Origin of the sequence: Arcobacter sp. CECT 8985 (assembly GCF_004116495.1) — a bacterium.
Classification (GTDB): Bacteria; Campylobacterota; Campylobacteria; order Campylobacterales; family Arcobacteraceae; genus Malaciobacter.
Genome location: NZ_PDKC01000002.1, coordinates 119481 through 135410, shown reverse-complemented (window position 1 = coordinate 135410; position 15930 = coordinate 119481). Strand labels below are relative to the sequence as shown.

The following is a 15930-nucleotide window of genomic DNA, read 5'->3' as shown; positions in this document are numbered from 1 at the left end:
TTACCTTTTATTCTTTTTTAATTCAAATACATATGCAAATATTTCAGCAATTGCTTTATAAAATTCACCTGGAATTTCTTGCGAAATTTCTATTTGATCATGTAAAGACCTTGCTAATGCAGGATTTTCTATAATAGGAATATCATTATCTTTTGCAATATCCTTAATTCTTAATGCAATAAAATCAACACCCTTTGCAATCATTTTAGGTGCTTGATCAACCTTATTATCGTATTTCAAAGCAACTGCATAATGAGTGGGATTTGTGATTACAACATCTGCATCAGGTACATCTGCCATCATTCTCTTCATTGACATTTGCATCTGAATTTTACGAATTCTTGCTTTTACTTGAGGATCTCCATCCATATTCTTAAATTCATCTTTTATATCTTGCTTACTCATTCTTAAAGATTTCATATAATAAAATCTTGTAAAATAAAAATCAATTATAGCAAAAATTATTATAATTAATAGTATTGCACCTAAATAATAAATAATTAAATTTATCATATTACTTAGTGCAGCATGAAGAGTCATATTCATCATACGCAGAAAATCTTCACCTGTAAAAAGCATAACTATTGTCATAACAGACATAATAATTATAAGTTTCAAAGCTAATTTTAAAGACTCAACTGCTTTTTTAACTCCAAACATATTACCAAAACCTTTAATTGGATCAAGTTTTTGTAAATCAAATTTTAAAGGAGTTGAAACAAAACCAAATTGAGTCCAGTTTGTAATTAATGTTAATAATAAAACCAAAGCAAAAAGTGGAGCTAAAGCCTTAATAACTGTTAAAACTACGGTATATGTAATTGAATAAAAAACTTTCCCACTTAAATCTTGACCAATGAAACCATATATATAACGCATCATTTTTTCAATTTCTAGCCAAAAATGACCAGAAAAAAATATCAAATATATAGTTCCAAAAAAAAGAATTGCAGCTCCGGTAACCTCCATAGATTTGTTGACATTACCTTCCTTTTTGGCATCTTCTATTTTCTTGGGCGTGGGTTCTTCTGTTTTGTCGTCATCATCTGCCATAAAATACTCCTACTGAAACTTATCAATAAAAAAGTTAGTAAATGAATCTGCAAATATTTGCATACCAAACATCAAAAATAAAAATATAATTCCAAATTTAAGTTGAAATGTAATTACAAATGGAGAAAAAGCAGGCATAGATCTAGTGCCATACCCATAATAAATATCAAGAATAAAAGATATGAAAAATAGTGGCAATGCAAATGAAAAAGCAAAAGCAAAAAGTCTATTTATTTCATCTATAACTATTTTAACTCCATCATATGAAAAAATATTAAACTCTCCTAAATGAATCATTGAAAAACTTTTAACTAAAATAGTAAAAGTCATTTCATACATTCCTGTCTCAAAAAATAAAACTAAAGCTACCATATATAAAAATCTATTTACAATCCCTTGTTGAGAACCAGTTGAAGGATCAAACATATTCGCCATTGATAATGCAGTTGAATACTCAATTAACTCCCCAATAATTCTAACAGCTGAAAAAATCATTTGCACAAAAAATGATGCTACTAAGCCAAGTGTTATTTCTGTAATTAAAGATAAAACAAACATATTCTCTGTAATTTTATTTTCAACATCGACGATAGGAAAAAGAAATGTTGTAATAAAAAAAGCAAAAGTTACTCTAACTCTAGGGCTTACTGATGTATGACCATACACAGGCATAAATGCAACAAATGCTAAAATTCTTGCAAAAAGAAGTGAAAATTTAAAAAGTACATCTTGATTTAATAGGGATAAAAATGCTTCCATTACATATAATTTGAGATGTCATCTTCATTTGTAGTAGAATTTTTATTCATATTTGCAAGTGAATTTAAAATATCACTTGAAGAAGAACCTTGTCTTTGAGAATTTTGCTCTTGTTGTTGATTGTTGCTATTTCCATTGCTACCATCATCTGAATTAAAATCTAAATTAAATTCAGTATCAGAATCAAATGTTTTTTGCAATGCATTTCTTAATCCAGACTCATTATTTGTAAAAGCATCAAGAGTTGCAGAATTTGAAATATTTAAACTAATATTTAAACTGTTGTTCTCTCTATCACCTTTTTTCATCATAATTGCAATATGACCCAATTGAGCAGGAACAAGATTTATTCTAAATGCTGTAACTGGTGGTTTGTAATTTTCATACATTCTTCTTGCAATATCTGACATCATAGATGACATTTGTTGGTGTGCTCCAATTATCCTACTTTGAATACTCATTGCTAAAGCAGAAGGAACATTAACATTAACATCAGGTGAAATTGTTTGTGCTTGTTGTTGTGCTGCAACTTGTTGTTGATTTTGAGTATTTTTTGCATTCTCAATAGCTTGTGTAGTTAATTTACTTTTTGTTAAATCATCCATTAAATCTTTATTTAATGTCATTTTCTCAATAAACTTGTCTTGATTAAACTCTTTTATTATATTTTTTTCTAAAACTTCAACTTTTGCTTCTGTAAGATTTAAATCAAGTTTTTCTGCAGATTTTTTAATATCAGAAATATTAGAACCATTTTTTGCTATTTTTATTCCTTCTTGTTTAACGAACAAAGAATTATTTTCAATACTACTTTTTTGTGAACTTAAATAAATATTAGTTAATAGATTATTCTTAAGTGTTGTTTTATCTTGAATTTGTGTTTGTTGATCTAAAACTGTTTTTTCTATTTTAACTTTTTTATCATCAACTATACTATCTTCTACAAGTTTGTCAATTAAAGATTTATTTTCATCTTTCATTTTTACATTAAGATTTTTATCATTTATTGAAGATATTGATTTTTCACTATTTTTATTTGTTAAATCAACTTTTTCTTCTATATTTGCACCTAGTTTAGATAATTCAGTTGCAACTTTTTCATTTTTAGTATTAGTATTATTTAATGTTGAAGATTCAGTTGATTGTTCTAGTTTTTTATTAACTTTAGATATATCTTTATTCAAATTTTGATTACTATTTTCTAAATTTTTTTTATCAAAGTCTTTAGTTGAATTATTATTTGGTTTTTCATTATTATCTGAAGTGATATTACTATTAACTTTATCATCAATTATTTTTGTTTTTGAATTATCTGTTAAAACAGTATTCGTCAATGTTTGATCTGATTTTGTTACATTTGTATCAACAGTTTTTGCACTATTTAAATTTTGTTGTTTTGTTGATTCAATATCTTTTTTTGGTGCAATTTCACTTTCTTGTATATTTACTTTTGAATCTACACTTTGAACAGTTTTATTATTATTTACTAAATCTACTTTTGCATCACTATTTTTATTTTGTTTAGTGTCAGTTTCTGTAGTTAAAGTACTATTATCTTTTTTATTTATTTTATCTTCACTATTTATCACATTTTCTTTATTATTAATATTATCTACAATATTTTTATTATTAGATACATTAGCTTGTTTATTTATAACATTAGTTTCTTTCTCAACTTCATTTTTAACATTACTACCAACTTTTTCATTTTGTTTGATATTTGAAATTAATTCTGAAGAGTTCTTTGTATCAACGATGTTTTTATTAACATTTTTTAATTCTGTATCTTTTTTCAAAGAATTTTCATCGTTTGTCTTATTATCATCTTGTTTTACTTCTATTTCAGAAGTTAAATCTTTTTTATTTTCATTTTCTACTAAAGAAGAAGTATCAGTACTATTTTTTATAGCTTTTTTTAAGATTTCACCATTTTCATCTTCATTTTTTGTTTTTATCTCTTCTTTTTGTTTTGATTGTATTAAATCATCTTTACTGTTTAATACTTTTTTTTCACTTGAAGTTTTATCATTTGAATCTTTTTCTTTAGTAGAATCATTATTAGTAGATTTATCACCACTTTGTTCTTTTTCATTTTTGGAATTAATAACTTGATTACTATTATCTATATTTTTTGTAGTGTCATTTTTTATAATTTTATCTTCAATATTTTCACCAGATACTTTTGTAGTATCACTTTTTTCTATTGAATTCTCTTTTGATTTTTCTATATTTTTTTTAGCTTCTAAAACCATTCTATCTAACATTGATAATGGTTTTTCATTTTTATTTTTTTCAATAGATTCATTAGTAGTTTTTTGTGTTTGGTCTAAATTTTTGTCATCTTTTGATTTATTTTTGCTATCAACATCAATTTCTTTATTATCTTTTGTATCTACAGTTTCATTTTCATTTTTTAAGTTTGAATTATCAATATTATTTTGTGATTTTGTATCTGTACTTTTTTCTTCACTTTTAGTTTCAACTTTTTTAGAGCTTTTTTCTAATAAAGAATCAAATAAAGATATTCCTTCTTTTTTTGTAGAACTAGACTCTTTTGTATTTGAGCTAACATCAGATTTTGTTTTTGATGTAGATAATAAATCAACTTGTGCCATAATTTAGCCTTTTATAATATCCAATGTTTTTGTATCAATACTTTTATGTGTATTAAAAGAAGCAATATTTGCTTCATAAGATCTTTGAGCCTCTATTAAATTAACCATTTCAATTACAGGATTAATATTTGGATAAGCAACATATCCATCTTCATTTGCATCTGGATGTGCAGGTTCATATCTCATAATTGGATCTGCATCATCTTGAACAATAGATTTAACACCTACTCCTCTTAATAATCTTGCCTCAGACACATTATTATCACTGTTTTCATCAAAAGAATCAGCACTTTTTTTTGATTTATCCATTAAAACATCTTGAAAAACAACATCTTGTTTTTTATATGGACCACCATCTTTTGTGTGAGTAGTTTGTGCATTTGCAATATTAGCACTTACTATATTGATTCTTGTTCTTTGTGCACTCATTCCTGAAGTTGCAATATTATAACCATCAAAAAAACCCATAACTACTCCCTATTAAGCTTGCATTCTAGAAATTTCTTTATATGCAGCAATTGCCTTATTTTTAACTTCTAAACCTAATCTTAAAGATAAATCAGCTACTTCAATTTTTTCAGCAGCTTCTTGAAGATTTGTAACTTTTCCAGTTGCAATATCTTGCATAGCATTATAACCATCAATTTGTCTATCATTAACATCTTCAACTGCATTTTTTAATAAATCAGAAAAAGAATTTTTATTATCATCTTGTTTATCAACACCATTTTTTGTTAAACCTAAAGAACTAATTGAATCTTTTATTGAAGAAATATTCATCTTTTACCTCACTCTTTTTTTTCACCAGCAGAAGCTGCATCTTTTATACTTAATTCTGCCAACATTGCATCGATCTTTTCAGAGTTATATTTAAAATCTAACTCTGTTCTTTTATTATCTAAATTAAACAATAAAATTATTAAAGAAAGCATCATATTAGAGACGCCTTTTAAAACAACTGTCACTCCAACTATTCCAAATACCATCTCTAATGGAGTAAATAATTCTGCATTTACTACAAAAAATATTAATGTTGCAAAAAATCCCGTGGCAATATATAGCCTAAAGATTCCGCTATTTATTACGTTTTGCGAGAACTTTTCTACTATCATAGTATCTATAGCTCTTTATTTAAAACAATAATAAAACATACTCTATTTCTGTAAGTAACAGACACTCTAACTACCTTATTATTTAATATTTCTTAGTAATGCATCTATTATTAATTGCAGTTGTCTAGTTGAGTCATCATCTTTAAACTCAAAACTAAATAATTTTCTTAACCGGCCAGTTGTAGAAATATTTGCGGATGTCGATACATTACCTATATATTTTACCATAAATTTTTCATTTAATCTATTTTTTTTTGCTAAATTTATTAAAGAATTTGAAATTGTATCGCCTATTTGATGATTTTTAGTATGATTAAAACATAGCATAAGCTGTTCTTTATCTTTGGATAACATTTTCATCAATGCATAAAGGTCAGTAAGTGCACTAGGATCGGTTGTTGTAACAGCAAGTATATTATTAGAAATTGATAAAAACTCTTTTACATAATCATTTAATCCTGCACCTGTATCAACAAGCACAATATCAAATTTATTAAGATTTATTATATCTTGAACAATTCTTGCAAAAACAAAAGAGTTTGAATAATTAGAGTATCTATATCCACTTTTACCAGCAACTAAAGAGACATCTTTATAAGCTGTTTTAGATAAAACTTCTTCTATTGTAACTTTACCATCAATATAATCAAAAAGTGTAAATTTAGGCTTTATATCAAAGAGTACTTGCATATTTGCCAAGCCAATATCTGCATCAACTACAGCTACTTTAAAACCCCTAGATGATAATAAATATGCAATATTTCCAACAAATGTAGATTTACCTACTCCACCTTTTCCTGAAGTAACTGTAATAAGTTTAGTTTTTGATTTTTGAGTGCTATTTTTTGTTAGTTTAATAAGCTTGCTAGCTTGATTTGATATAGAATTAAACACTCTTATCTCCTTGGACAAGAGTTATTCATAAAACAATCAATCAAAAAAGAAGCATCAGATACAATTAAATCATCAGGAACATTTTGTCCTACTGAAAAATATGTTATAGATTTTTTAGTTTTATGGGCAAATGAAATTAAATTTCCAAAACTTTTTGTTTCATCTAACTTTGTAAAAGTCAAATAATCAATATTTAATCTTGAGTAGTTTGCATATATATCTGTTAAATCACTTTGTTTTACATTTGCTGGTAAAACAAGAATTTTTTCAATTGGTAAATCCTCTACTCTATTTTGATATTCATTTATTAGCTCAATTTTATCAACATCATATTGACTTGAACCAGCTGTATCTATAAATATATAATTACAATCTTTTAATCTTAATAGTGCTTCAATTAAATCTTCTGGGTTTTTCACTACTTCAAGGGGAAGTCTCATTATATTTGTATATGCTTGTAGTTGTTCTATTGCGCCAACTCTAAAAGAATCTAATGTAACAATGCCAACTTTATAGTTTTGTCCTAATTTATAAGCATATCTAGCTGCTAACTTTGCAATTGTTGTAGTTTTACCAACACCAGTTGGCCCAACCATCATAGTAATTTTACGTTGATGTTTTCTTAAAGGGATTTCATGTTTCACTGGAATGATTCGTCTAAGAATCAATTTAAAAAAATCATTTACTTTTTTAGGATTTGCTTTTAATGAAACAGGCAATTGTCTTATTGTTTTTTTCATTATAGTATATGTCATTTCTTGATCAAATTCATTTTGTTCAAAAAGATTATACATATCTGCAAATTCTGGTGGAATAGTCAAATCATAAAGTTGACTTTTGGGATCCCATAAAGTTTTTTGTACTTGCCCAATTGCATCTTGCATTTTTAAAATTTCAGCTCTAAAATCATAAACTGAAGCTTGAAATTTTTCATCTTTTTTTGGATCTTTTGTTATAATTTTTTTAGTATAATTTTTTTTCTGTGTAGGAGCATTATCATCTTCTAAAGCAACTACTACTTCATACATATCCTTATTTCCATCTTTTGCACTAGATATTTTTTTTGTAGAGATTACAATTGCTTCTTCACCACACTCTTCTTGAGCTTTTTTTAATGCTACAGTTGGCGTTTCACCAAGAAATGAGAGCATATTCATTCTACACGCCCATCTTTATAAATTTTTTCAACTTTACCATCTCTTTTTTTAATTCTGATATATTTGTCATTTTGATAAATAATCTCTCCATCTGTCTCTATTTCTAATGCTCCAAATTTAAATACAACTGCTTTTTTTTTGAACTCTTTAATATCTTTAGTACAAAGAACAGAACCTTTTTTTATATAATGAGTTGTTTCATATACTGTTCCACTTAAATCAGAAAGCTTAAGTGGAGTACAATAACCTTTTTTAAAGCTATCAACATTTCTTATCATCAAATCTTTTACATTTAATTTAGCTTTATAATTTATAGCTTTTTTTGTAATGATTAATTCTATTGCATTCACATTTAATACAAATAAAAGAGTTATTAAACTAAGCCTTAAGATCAAGTATATTTCCTCCATTTTCTTTAGCTATCTCATCAACAATCTCTTTATACATTTGTTGAACTGGCAAAACAATTGAAGCCAATTGTTTATTTAATTTATATAAATTTCTTAACTCTTCTTCTAAATAATCAACTTGTTGTTTATATTTATTAACATCACCATCATTTTGCATCAATTCAATAAATTTTTCATTCAATTCAGACTTAAGGTCTGTAATTTCTACAATAGTTTCTTCTTTTTTATCATTTCTATCTAATAATTTTTCATGCTTTGCATTTTTTATATCTTCTATATCAAGAAGAAGCAACTCTTGCATTAATTTAGTAAGCTGCAACATTTTATCAATAATTTGTTCTATATTCATCTTATTTTCCCACTTACTTTTTACTTAAAAATTCATATAACATATTACTAATACCTAAAGTACCTTCAGTATTCTTTGATAAAGTTTCTGTATACATACCTTTAATAATATCAGAACCTGTACCTTCTCCTGCTACATTTGTATTTTTCAGTGATATATCCATTAACTGTTGGGCAAAAAAAGATTCAAAATCATCACACACTTTTTTTAAGTTCTCATCTTGCAACTTATCAACGTCAATATTTTTTATTTTATTATCATCATATTTATTATAAGTAACTATGGGTTTGCTTAATTCTATCATTATTCCAACCTATCAAAAAAATTGTCTTGATTTAGAATATCAGATTGATCATTATCAGAGAAAAATCTAATTTCAACCCTTCTGTTATCAGAAGCAACTTCACTCTTTGGATGATATGAACCATATGCAGATACTTTTAACTGTGCAGGTTCAATTCTATTTTTAATCAACTCTTTTACAACCTCAATCGATCGCAGTGCTGAAAGATCCCAATCATCTCTTGGTATTTGTTTACTTTTATATGCCCTATTATCTGTATAACCTATAACTTCTATAGAAAAAGTTTGAGGCATTGATCTAATTACTCTTGCTATTTTAGCAATAAATCTCTTAGAAGCAGCCTCAGAAATCTTATACTCACCAGGCTTAAACATAATTGTTGATGGTATATCTAATGTAAATTCATTTTTACCTTTAGTTATTTGCATAACTTGAGTTTGGTCTGCTGCTGAATCATTTTGACTTTGAACAAGTTCTTGTATTTGCTCACTAGCTTGCTGAACTCCTTCTTCTGCAGAAGTCATATTATCATCACTATCATTATTACTTTTACTGTCAGAATATTCATCAGTTTGTTCTCTAACATCAGAACTTTGATCTAAAAAGCCCATTGCCTTTTTCATAATATCAAAATACTCTTCAACTTTTTTCTTATCCATTACAGCCATAGATAAAAGTAGAATAAAAAAAGTCAATAACAAAGACATTAAATCCCCAAATTGTACAAGCCAACCTGGCAAACATTTAGGACATTCTGGACACTTTTTTTTAGCCATAATTTTCTACTCTGGAAGTTCAACTAAAATTGCATTTAGTTTCATTTTAATATTACCTATTGATTCTTCAGCTGCTATCATTGATGCTCCTGAAATTATAACTTCACATGCAGTCATTTCTATTTGATGTTTTCTTGAAAGTTTATTTTCCATAATACCAGCAAACAAAGTACCTATTAATGCACCATAAAGTGTAGTAATTAAAGCAACAGCCATTGCAGGACCAACAGCAGAAGGATCTGATAAATTTGCAAGCATTGCAACAAGACCAACCAAAGTACCTATCATACCCATTGAACCAGCAGTCCCACCAATATTTCCAAACATACTAATTATTGTACTATGTCTTTTATCTATATGCTCTTGCTTTAATTCTAACAAAGGCTCCAATACTTCTGGTTTTGTACCATCAACAATTAATTGAAAAGCCTCTTTAAAAAAAGGATTGTTTTCTGCTAAAACTTTTTGTTCTATTTGCATTACACCATGTTTTTTTACTTCAGTAGCATAAAAAGTAATCTTTTCAACTAATTCAGGAAGAGGTTCAGTTTTTACTTCATTAAAAGCAATTTTCATTGCTGGTGTAATTCTTTTTAACTCAGAAATTTCAAACTGACCAGCAGTTACAGCTAAAGTACCACCTAATACAATAATAACAGATGGTATATCAATATAAGCACCAAACCCAGCTCCACCTAATGCAATGGCTAAACAAACAAATGACCAACCTGCTACTAATCCACCAATTGTACTTTTATCCATTTACTCTAATCCTAACTGGTTAAGTCGCAAAGACTCATTGCCAATACTTTTTACTTTTAATCCAAATTTTCCTTCAACTATTACAGCTTCACCTTCACCTATTTTTATTCCATTAACTAAAATTTCCAAAGGTTCATTTACCATTTGATCTAGCTCAATAATTTCACCTATATCCCATCTAAGTATATCTTTTAATAAAAAGTTTTTTGTTCCTAGTCTTACACTCAATTTTAATTTAATATTAAATAATAATTGTAAATTGTGAGCAGAATTTTCAGAAAGCAAAGAACTAATACTTAATTCATCTTTAGGTACATCTGTATTTTTTTGTTCATTTTTCACTGGTTTACTTGGAGCTAAAGTAACACCTTCATTTTCATTTTCCTCTACTCCAGTAATGGAACTAATATATGGTAAAATAATATTATCAAAACTAATAATAACTGGTAATTTTTCTGAATCCATTGACAATGCAAATTCATATGAATTCTCTTTTGAAGCAATAGAAGATGATTCTACAATTGAAGAGTTTTCTAATTCAAATTTTATAGAACCTATATCTGCAAAATTTTGCGCATTTACTGAAGTTGTAAAACTTCCACATACATTTGAGATTATCTCATTTACTGCATCTGCTATTTCATCATCAATATGCTCTTTTAAATCACCCATTCCACCTAACATGAAGTATTCAAATTTAGTTGCAGAAATAGTGGGAATAAAAAAACTCCAATTAGTAGTTCCTGCACTAAATTCAAATTTTACATCTACTTCTATGCATTGAGTTTGCTCTGGTAATTCCCCAGATAATAAAGAGATATTATCAATTGAAGAACTTTTTGATAATAATTGCTCTAATGTGTTACTTAACTCTTCTTTTAATATATTTGATAAATCTGATGCCAATTAAAATTACCTTTATTTAGATTCTTGTATTTGTTGTTCTAGTTGATGAAGCAATTGAGCTTTTATTCTCATCATATCTTCTGTTGGATACTTATATTCTGTTTCACCTCTAGTAACTTTTACAAAGAAATCTTTTGAATTTCTATTATAACCGAATCTAACGTTATCTAATATAACTTCTTGTTTATCAGAAACATTCTTATTTTGAGCATTTTTATATTTATCATCAGCAACAATTTTTTCTTTATTGTCAACTTCTGCAACTTTTTGAGATTTTTCTATATGATTTACTTTAGCATTATCAATATCTGCTACTCTTCCTAGTTCCATGGTTACCCTCCTAGAAATTTATATATGCTTAGATTATATCAAAAAAAAAATAAATTTTAACTCTTTTATAATGATTCTAAAAAATCATTTAAACCTTCAAGTTTAAAATCTATTTTATTATCAATATATTTTGTTCTAAAATACTGTTTAACACTTGAAAATTTCAACTCTTGTAAAAGTTGAATACCAGTTAAAAAATCAGCATCATCGTCATTTAATAAAGCTTTTATCAAAGATAATTGAACAGATGCTTCATTATACTTTTTTTGATCAAGCAATGCAGCAACTTGTAAATACATTGTATATTTGTCTTCCAATTTATACTTATTTTGAAGTTTATTTAATATTTCTAAACTTTTATTTGAATCACCTTTATATAATTGAACAACTGCTTTTGTTCTTAAATATGAAGGTGTATTGTTTTTTGGAATAGTAAGATTTGCTTTTTTAAATAATCCAATTGCTCTTAATATATCAAAATAGTACTCTGTTACAATTAATGGTCCTTCTAAAAAGTTATCATTTAAATATAAAGGTACACTATTTTGTAATCTAGAAAAATATTCAAAATTATTCTCACTTTTTTGTCTTTTAACTAAATACATCAAATAAACAAAAGGATCTTTAATATGATCTACAAAAAGTTCATCATTTATTGTATCTTCACCTTCAATTTTGTTGTTTAAATGTTTAATAGCTTTATAAAAAATAGTCTCTTTATAATAAGAAGGTTTTTGTCTAACTTTTAATTTATTATCTAAAAATAGTTTATACAAACTAAATCCAAAATATTTATAAAGACCATTAGGAGATTGAAGATTTGATTTAATATACTCAATATCTGGAATTTTTCTATTAACTCTTTTTGCACTAAGTATTGTCATAATAGAGTATAATTTATTACCAGGATTTAATTTATATGCTTTTCTAAAATATCTATATGCATTATTAAAATCATAAATTTGTGCATATGACAGAGCTAAATTATAATAAACATATGATTTTGTATCATTTGTTATTAATTTTTTAAGTCTATCAACTCTAATTATTGGATCTTTTTTTATAATATCAATAAATTTTGCATTATATTCTACCATTCTTTCAAGGCTTTTAATATTCTGCTTTGATTTAAAAATAAATCCTTTTGACATATCATAAATTATCTCTTGATTATCAGAAAAAATAAATGGTGCAAAATAAAAAATATAATCTATTTTTCTTTTTGTTGAAAAGTTTGTGATAAAATTCAAATACTCTTTTGCATCATATTTATTTTTATTAAAATATATTTTTAATGGTAATTCAATATTTGCTTTAAACTTATTTTTTCTTTTATTTAATAAATCAATATTATCATGAAGTTTTTCTAACTCATTTGCTTTTAAATCTCTATAAGTCATTATCCAAATAATTTTATTTATTCTATCTTCATTAACCGCTTTTTCTTTTGCTAATTTTAAAAACTTATCAGCCTCGGTATAGTGTTTTAGTTTTAAATGTAGTATTGCTTTTTTTAAATCCAATGGATATTTCATGCTATTTAAAATTTTCAATGCTGTTTTATAATCTTTTAATATAATCAATGTATCAGCTAACATTCTTTTTGAATGTTCTGTAAGATTTTTGTGTTTTTTTGCAATATCAATAATAATATCTAAATATCTAGTATCCTTTGATATTTGATACAAATAATAACATGCAGACATATAAGAAAACGTATTTTTATATATTGCTTTTTTGTAGTTATAAATATTATTTAAATAAAGTTTTGCATTTTCAATTTCACCTAATTTATAATAAGCAATTGCAATATTTAAAAAAGAAGGGATTTTAATAGCTGTTGCAGTTTGTTTAAAAAGTTCTATTGCTTTTTTATACTCTTTTTTTTCCATCATTAATACAGCTTTATTAAAATCAAACTGTAATGAAAAACTATTTTGCTTTTCTTTTATTTTGTCGTAATTAAAAATAATTTCTGGTTGTGATTCCAATTGCTCTTTTTGAGCATTTAAAGTAGTATAAAAAAAAAGTATAAAAAAAAGATACAAATATTTTTTTTTCAAAATGCAATCTCCATTTTATACCATTGTATTAACTTGAGCATATAATTCTTCAGCTCTATTTTCCAAAATATCAATTTTATGTTTTAGTTCAGTATTTTCTAGTTTTACTTCTTGCAAATCATTTCTTGCAACTTGTAATGTATCTTGATTATTTTTAAGTGTTAATGTACTTACTTTTAATTGTTTTTCATATCTTTCAATTATTTTTTCAAGTTTTTTATACTCTTCTTCCATCAAGTTTTTTTCTTCATTAACTTTTCTATATAAAGATTTATAAACATTCATACTAGAAAAAAAGTACAATAATAAAACTCCTGCTAAAACTAATAATAAAAAATTTTCCAATTTTTACCTTTTCATAAATAAAATAGGAATAATCCTATTTTATTATCTATCTTTTTAAGTTAATTAATGTATTTAATAACTCATCAGCAGTAGTGATTGATTTGGCATTTGCTTCAAATGCTCTTTGAAATACCATTAAGTTAACTAAACTTTCACTTAAATCAGCTGTACTTAATTCTAATGTTTTAGACTCTATTTTTGCAGTTTTTTCATTATTAACATTATATATTGGATCACCAGATTCAGTTGTTTTTGCAAGTAAATTATCACCTGATGGTAATAATCCTCTGTTATTATTAAAAAGTGCAATAGAAACTTGACCAATTGCAAAATCAACACCACCTTGCTTCATCGTAATAAGCCCAGAGTTATCTACACTAAATTCACCAAAGGCAGAATCACTTAAATTTAATGCATCCAATTTTAATTGAAGTGAATCTTGCGTTGATGTTTGCTCAATTGTATTTGTAATTTGTAAAAATTCTGCACCAGCACCTTCTCTACCACTATAATCTGCATTTTTATCAATAATTTCACCAGTTTTAGGTCCACTTGTTTCAGTTATAGTTGTACTGAATCCTACATCATAATATGAACTTTTTGTAGAAATAACCAAATTACCATTAATATTTTCAGCTTTAAGATATTTTGAAAAAGTTGTATCTGCATTTAATGCAGTTACAGAATCATCAATACCAGTATTAGGCATACTAATTGCACTTGTACCTGCTACAATATCAGGAACCTCAATATTTTTCTTTAACTCTTTATCATAAATAGAAAAGCCTAAAGTATGTGTTTGTGCAAAATCTAAATCACTTGGAGTATATACATTTCTTTGTGTCCCACTTAATGCTCTTGAAAGTGCATCCTGAACACTTTGTACTGCACCAATTCCAGTACCTGCTTGTGCTTTTGTTTGACTTAATGTTTCATTTATTTCACCACTTACTACAACACTATTACTACTCTCTTGAGTTGAATTAATTACAAAATCTTTTCCAGGAATCATTGATTTTATCTCAATCATTCCTTGTAAAATATCTGCATTAGTCGTAGTTTTATCAAAAACATCACTATCTTCAAATTGGCCATTATCATCAATAACATTATATGCTTTAAGTCCTGGAACAGTTGATGAAATTTTATCTGCTAATGCTTGATATGTTTTTATTTTACTAGCTGCTAAATTATAATCATCTTGCGTCCATACTCCACCAGCACCACTACCGCCTGTTGTTGTATCAACTGTAGGATCAGAATCTAGCTCATTTTTAAAAGCAGTATCTGCAGTTGTGCTTACAAATAATTGTGATACAGTAGTTCCATCAATTGTTACAGAAATTTGGTCATTTTCTCCTTTCATAGTGTCACCTTTAAAAGATATTTGACTTGTTTGAGCAATTGATGTTGCAGATGGACCATCTGGATTATTTTTTAAATCTTGAAGTTTTTGAATATAATCTTTCTTAAGTGCTTCAATATCATTTAATTTTGCTGCTTTACTTTTTAATCCTGTTCCAGTAAATACATCAGATGCATCAGCCACTACTGTAGCTTGATAATCTGTAGATTTACCTGTAATAGTCTCAACATAAGTATCATGTCTAATTATTCTTGTTCCCAATAATTCAGAATAATCATTTGTAAACATTGTGGCATTTGGATTTGTAGAGATGACATCTTCATTAGTAAGAGGACTCATAGCCCATCCTTGTACTTCATTTCCTGCTGTATCTTGCAATGTACCATTATCACCCATTCTAAAGTTACCTGCTCTAGTATAAAATGATTCTGCACTACCACCTTGTGTAGTATTTTTTACAGTAAAGAAACCATCTCCACTAAGTGCCATATCATAATTAACACCAGTAAGTTTTAAGTTACCCTGTACATATAATTTTTCTGCATCTAAAATTTTAGAACCTTTACCAATTCTATCTTGATACATTTGATCTGCAAAAGAGATTCTTGATGATTTGTACCCAATTGTATTTACGTTGGCTATATTATTAGACTCATTATCTAACGCTGTTTGTTGTGACGATAACCCTGAAATACCAGTCCAAAGTGCTCCAATCATGATTTATCCTTT

The 15930-nt window shown here is 26.6% G+C and carries 18 protein-coding genes; all 18 read right to left on the bottom strand.

The annotated features are described in order from the left end of the window. Positions 1 to 1053, bottom strand: a complete 1053-nt coding sequence (gene flhB, locus CRU93_RS02015) for a flagellar biosynthesis protein FlhB (RefSeq protein ID WP_129102509.1) — start codon at positions 1051 to 1053, stop codon at positions 1 to 3. 9 nt (positions 1054 to 1062) lie between these two features. Continuing rightward, entirely contained in the window at positions 1063 to 1812 is a 750-nt protein-coding gene (locus tag CRU93_RS02010; protein WP_129102508.1) for a flagellar biosynthetic protein FliR, read from the bottom strand. Next, positions 1812 to 4427 carry a flagellar hook-length control protein FliK gene (locus tag CRU93_RS02005; protein ID WP_129102507.1) on the bottom strand — a complete coding sequence of 872 codons (2616 nt, stop codon included), beginning with the start codon at positions 4425 to 4427 and terminating at the stop codon, positions 1812 to 1814. Before CRU93_RS02005 ends, CRU93_RS02010 begins: the two co-directional genes overlap by 1 nt. 3 nt (positions 4428 to 4430) lie before the next feature. Further along, a complete protein-coding gene (gene flgC, locus CRU93_RS02000) occupies positions 4431 to 4895 on the bottom strand; it encodes a flagellar basal body rod protein FlgC (RefSeq protein ID WP_129102506.1) in 465 nt (154 codons plus the stop codon). A gap of 12 nt (positions 4896 to 4907) precedes the next feature. Next, a complete protein-coding gene (fliE, locus tag CRU93_RS01995) occupies positions 4908 to 5207 on the bottom strand; it encodes a flagellar hook-basal body complex protein FliE (protein WP_129102505.1) in 300 nt (99 codons plus the stop codon). An 8-nt stretch (positions 5208 to 5215) separates the two neighbouring features. Further along, positions 5216 to 5539, bottom strand: coding sequence for a hypothetical protein (locus CRU93_RS01990; RefSeq protein ID WP_129102504.1), 324 nt, complete (start codon positions 5537 to 5539; stop codon positions 5216 to 5218). Between the two features lie 78 nt (positions 5540 to 5617). Next, positions 5618 to 6433 carry an AAA family ATPase gene (locus tag CRU93_RS01985; protein ID WP_129102503.1) on the bottom strand — a complete coding sequence of 272 codons (816 nt, stop codon included), beginning with the start codon at positions 6431 to 6433 and terminating at the stop codon, positions 5618 to 5620. 2 nt (positions 6434 to 6435) lie between these two features. Next, positions 6436 to 7590: a flagellar biosynthesis protein FlhF gene (gene flhF / locus CRU93_RS01980; RefSeq protein ID WP_129102502.1), complete on the bottom strand. Its 1155-nt coding sequence runs from the start codon at positions 7588 to 7590 to the stop codon at positions 6436 to 6438. Further along, the gene (locus CRU93_RS01975; protein WP_164967602.1) at positions 7587 to 7940 is read right to left on the bottom strand and encodes a hypothetical protein; all 354 of its coding nucleotides are present in this window, start codon (positions 7938 to 7940) and stop codon (positions 7587 to 7589) included. Before CRU93_RS01975 ends, flhF begins: the two co-directional genes overlap by 4 nt. A 28-nt stretch (positions 7941 to 7968) precedes the next feature. Further along, on the bottom strand, positions 7969 to 8349 hold the full coding sequence (locus CRU93_RS01970) for a hypothetical protein (protein ID WP_129102500.1): 381 nt from the start codon (positions 8347 to 8349) through the stop codon (positions 7969 to 7971). A gap of 13 nt (positions 8350 to 8362) precedes the next feature. Then, positions 8363 to 8653 (bottom strand): hypothetical protein, encoded by a 291-nt coding sequence (locus tag CRU93_RS01965; RefSeq protein WP_258238798.1) that lies wholly within the window; start codon positions 8651 to 8653, stop codon positions 8363 to 8365. After that, positions 8653 to 9429, bottom strand: a complete 777-nt coding sequence (locus CRU93_RS01960) for a flagellar motor protein MotB (RefSeq protein WP_129102499.1) — start codon at positions 9427 to 9429, stop codon at positions 8653 to 8655. The genes CRU93_RS01965 and CRU93_RS01960 overlap by 1 nt, the downstream gene beginning before the upstream one ends. Before the next feature lie 6 nt (positions 9430 to 9435). Beyond that, the gene (locus CRU93_RS01955; protein WP_129102498.1) at positions 9436 to 10191 is read right to left on the bottom strand and encodes a motility protein A; all 756 of its coding nucleotides are present in this window, start codon (positions 10189 to 10191) and stop codon (positions 9436 to 9438) included. Then, on the bottom strand, positions 10192 to 11097 hold the full coding sequence (locus CRU93_RS01950; RefSeq protein ID WP_129102497.1) for a FliM/FliN family flagellar motor switch protein: 906 nt from the start codon (positions 11095 to 11097) through the stop codon (positions 10192 to 10194). 12 nt (positions 11098 to 11109) lie between these two features. Continuing rightward, positions 11110 to 11427, bottom strand: a complete 318-nt coding sequence (locus tag CRU93_RS01945) for a flagellin (RefSeq protein WP_129102496.1) — start codon at positions 11425 to 11427, stop codon at positions 11110 to 11112. A 65-nt stretch (positions 11428 to 11492) separates the two neighbouring features. Continuing rightward, positions 11493 to 13490, bottom strand: coding sequence for a hypothetical protein (locus CRU93_RS01940; RefSeq protein WP_258238797.1), 1998 nt, complete (start codon positions 13488 to 13490; stop codon positions 11493 to 11495). A gap of 15 nt (positions 13491 to 13505) precedes the next feature. Then, positions 13506 to 13835, bottom strand: coding sequence for a hypothetical protein (locus CRU93_RS01935; protein WP_258238796.1), 330 nt, complete (start codon positions 13833 to 13835; stop codon positions 13506 to 13508). 46 nt (positions 13836 to 13881) lie between these two features. After that, a complete protein-coding gene (locus CRU93_RS01930) occupies positions 13882 to 15918 on the bottom strand; it encodes a flagellar hook-basal body complex protein (protein ID WP_129102495.1) in 2037 nt (678 codons plus the stop codon). Positions 15919 to 15930: the final 12 nt, after the last annotated feature.

Coding starts and splice junctions, on each gene's coding strand:
- flgC (WP_129102506.1), bottom strand. CDS start 4,895: ATGGGTTTTTTTGATGGTTATAATATTGCAACTTCAGGAATGAGTGCA.
- CRU93_RS01955 (WP_129102498.1), bottom strand. CDS start 10,191: ATGGATAAAAGTACAATTGGTGGATTAGTAGCAGGTTGGTCATTTGTT.
- CRU93_RS02010 (WP_129102508.1), bottom strand. CDS start 1,812: ATGGAAGCATTTTTATCCCTATTAAATCAAGATGTACTTTTTAAATTT.
- CRU93_RS02005 (WP_129102507.1), bottom strand. CDS start 4,427: ATGGCACAAGTTGATTTATTATCTACATCAAAAACAAAATCTGATGTT.
- fliE (WP_129102505.1), bottom strand. CDS start 5,207: ATGAATATTTCTTCAATAAAAGATTCAATTAGTTCTTTAGGTTTAACA.
- CRU93_RS01970 (WP_129102500.1), bottom strand. CDS start 8,349: ATGAATATAGAACAAATTATTGATAAAATGTTGCAGCTTACTAAATTA.
- CRU93_RS01930 (WP_129102495.1), bottom strand. CDS start 15,918: ATGATTGGAGCACTTTGGACTGGTATTTCAGGGTTATCGTCACAACAA.
- flhB (WP_129102509.1), bottom strand. CDS start 1,053: ATGGCAGATGATGACGACAAAACAGAAGAACCCACGCCCAAGAAAATA.
- CRU93_RS01945 (WP_129102496.1), bottom strand. CDS start 11,427: ATGGAACTAGGAAGAGTAGCAGATATTGATAATGCTAAAGTAAATCAT.
- flhF (WP_129102502.1), bottom strand. CDS start 7,590: ATGAATATGCTCTCATTTCTTGGTGAAACGCCAACTGTAGCATTAAAA.
- CRU93_RS01960 (WP_129102499.1), bottom strand. CDS start 9,429: ATGGCTAAAAAAAAGTGTCCAGAATGTCCTAAATGTTTGCCAGGTTGG.
- CRU93_RS01990 (WP_129102504.1), bottom strand. CDS start 5,539: ATGATAGTAGAAAAGTTCTCGCAAAACGTAATAAATAGCGGAATCTTT.
- CRU93_RS01965 (WP_258238798.1), bottom strand. CDS start 8,653: ATGATAGAATTAAGCAAACCCATAGTTACTTATAATAAATATGATGAT.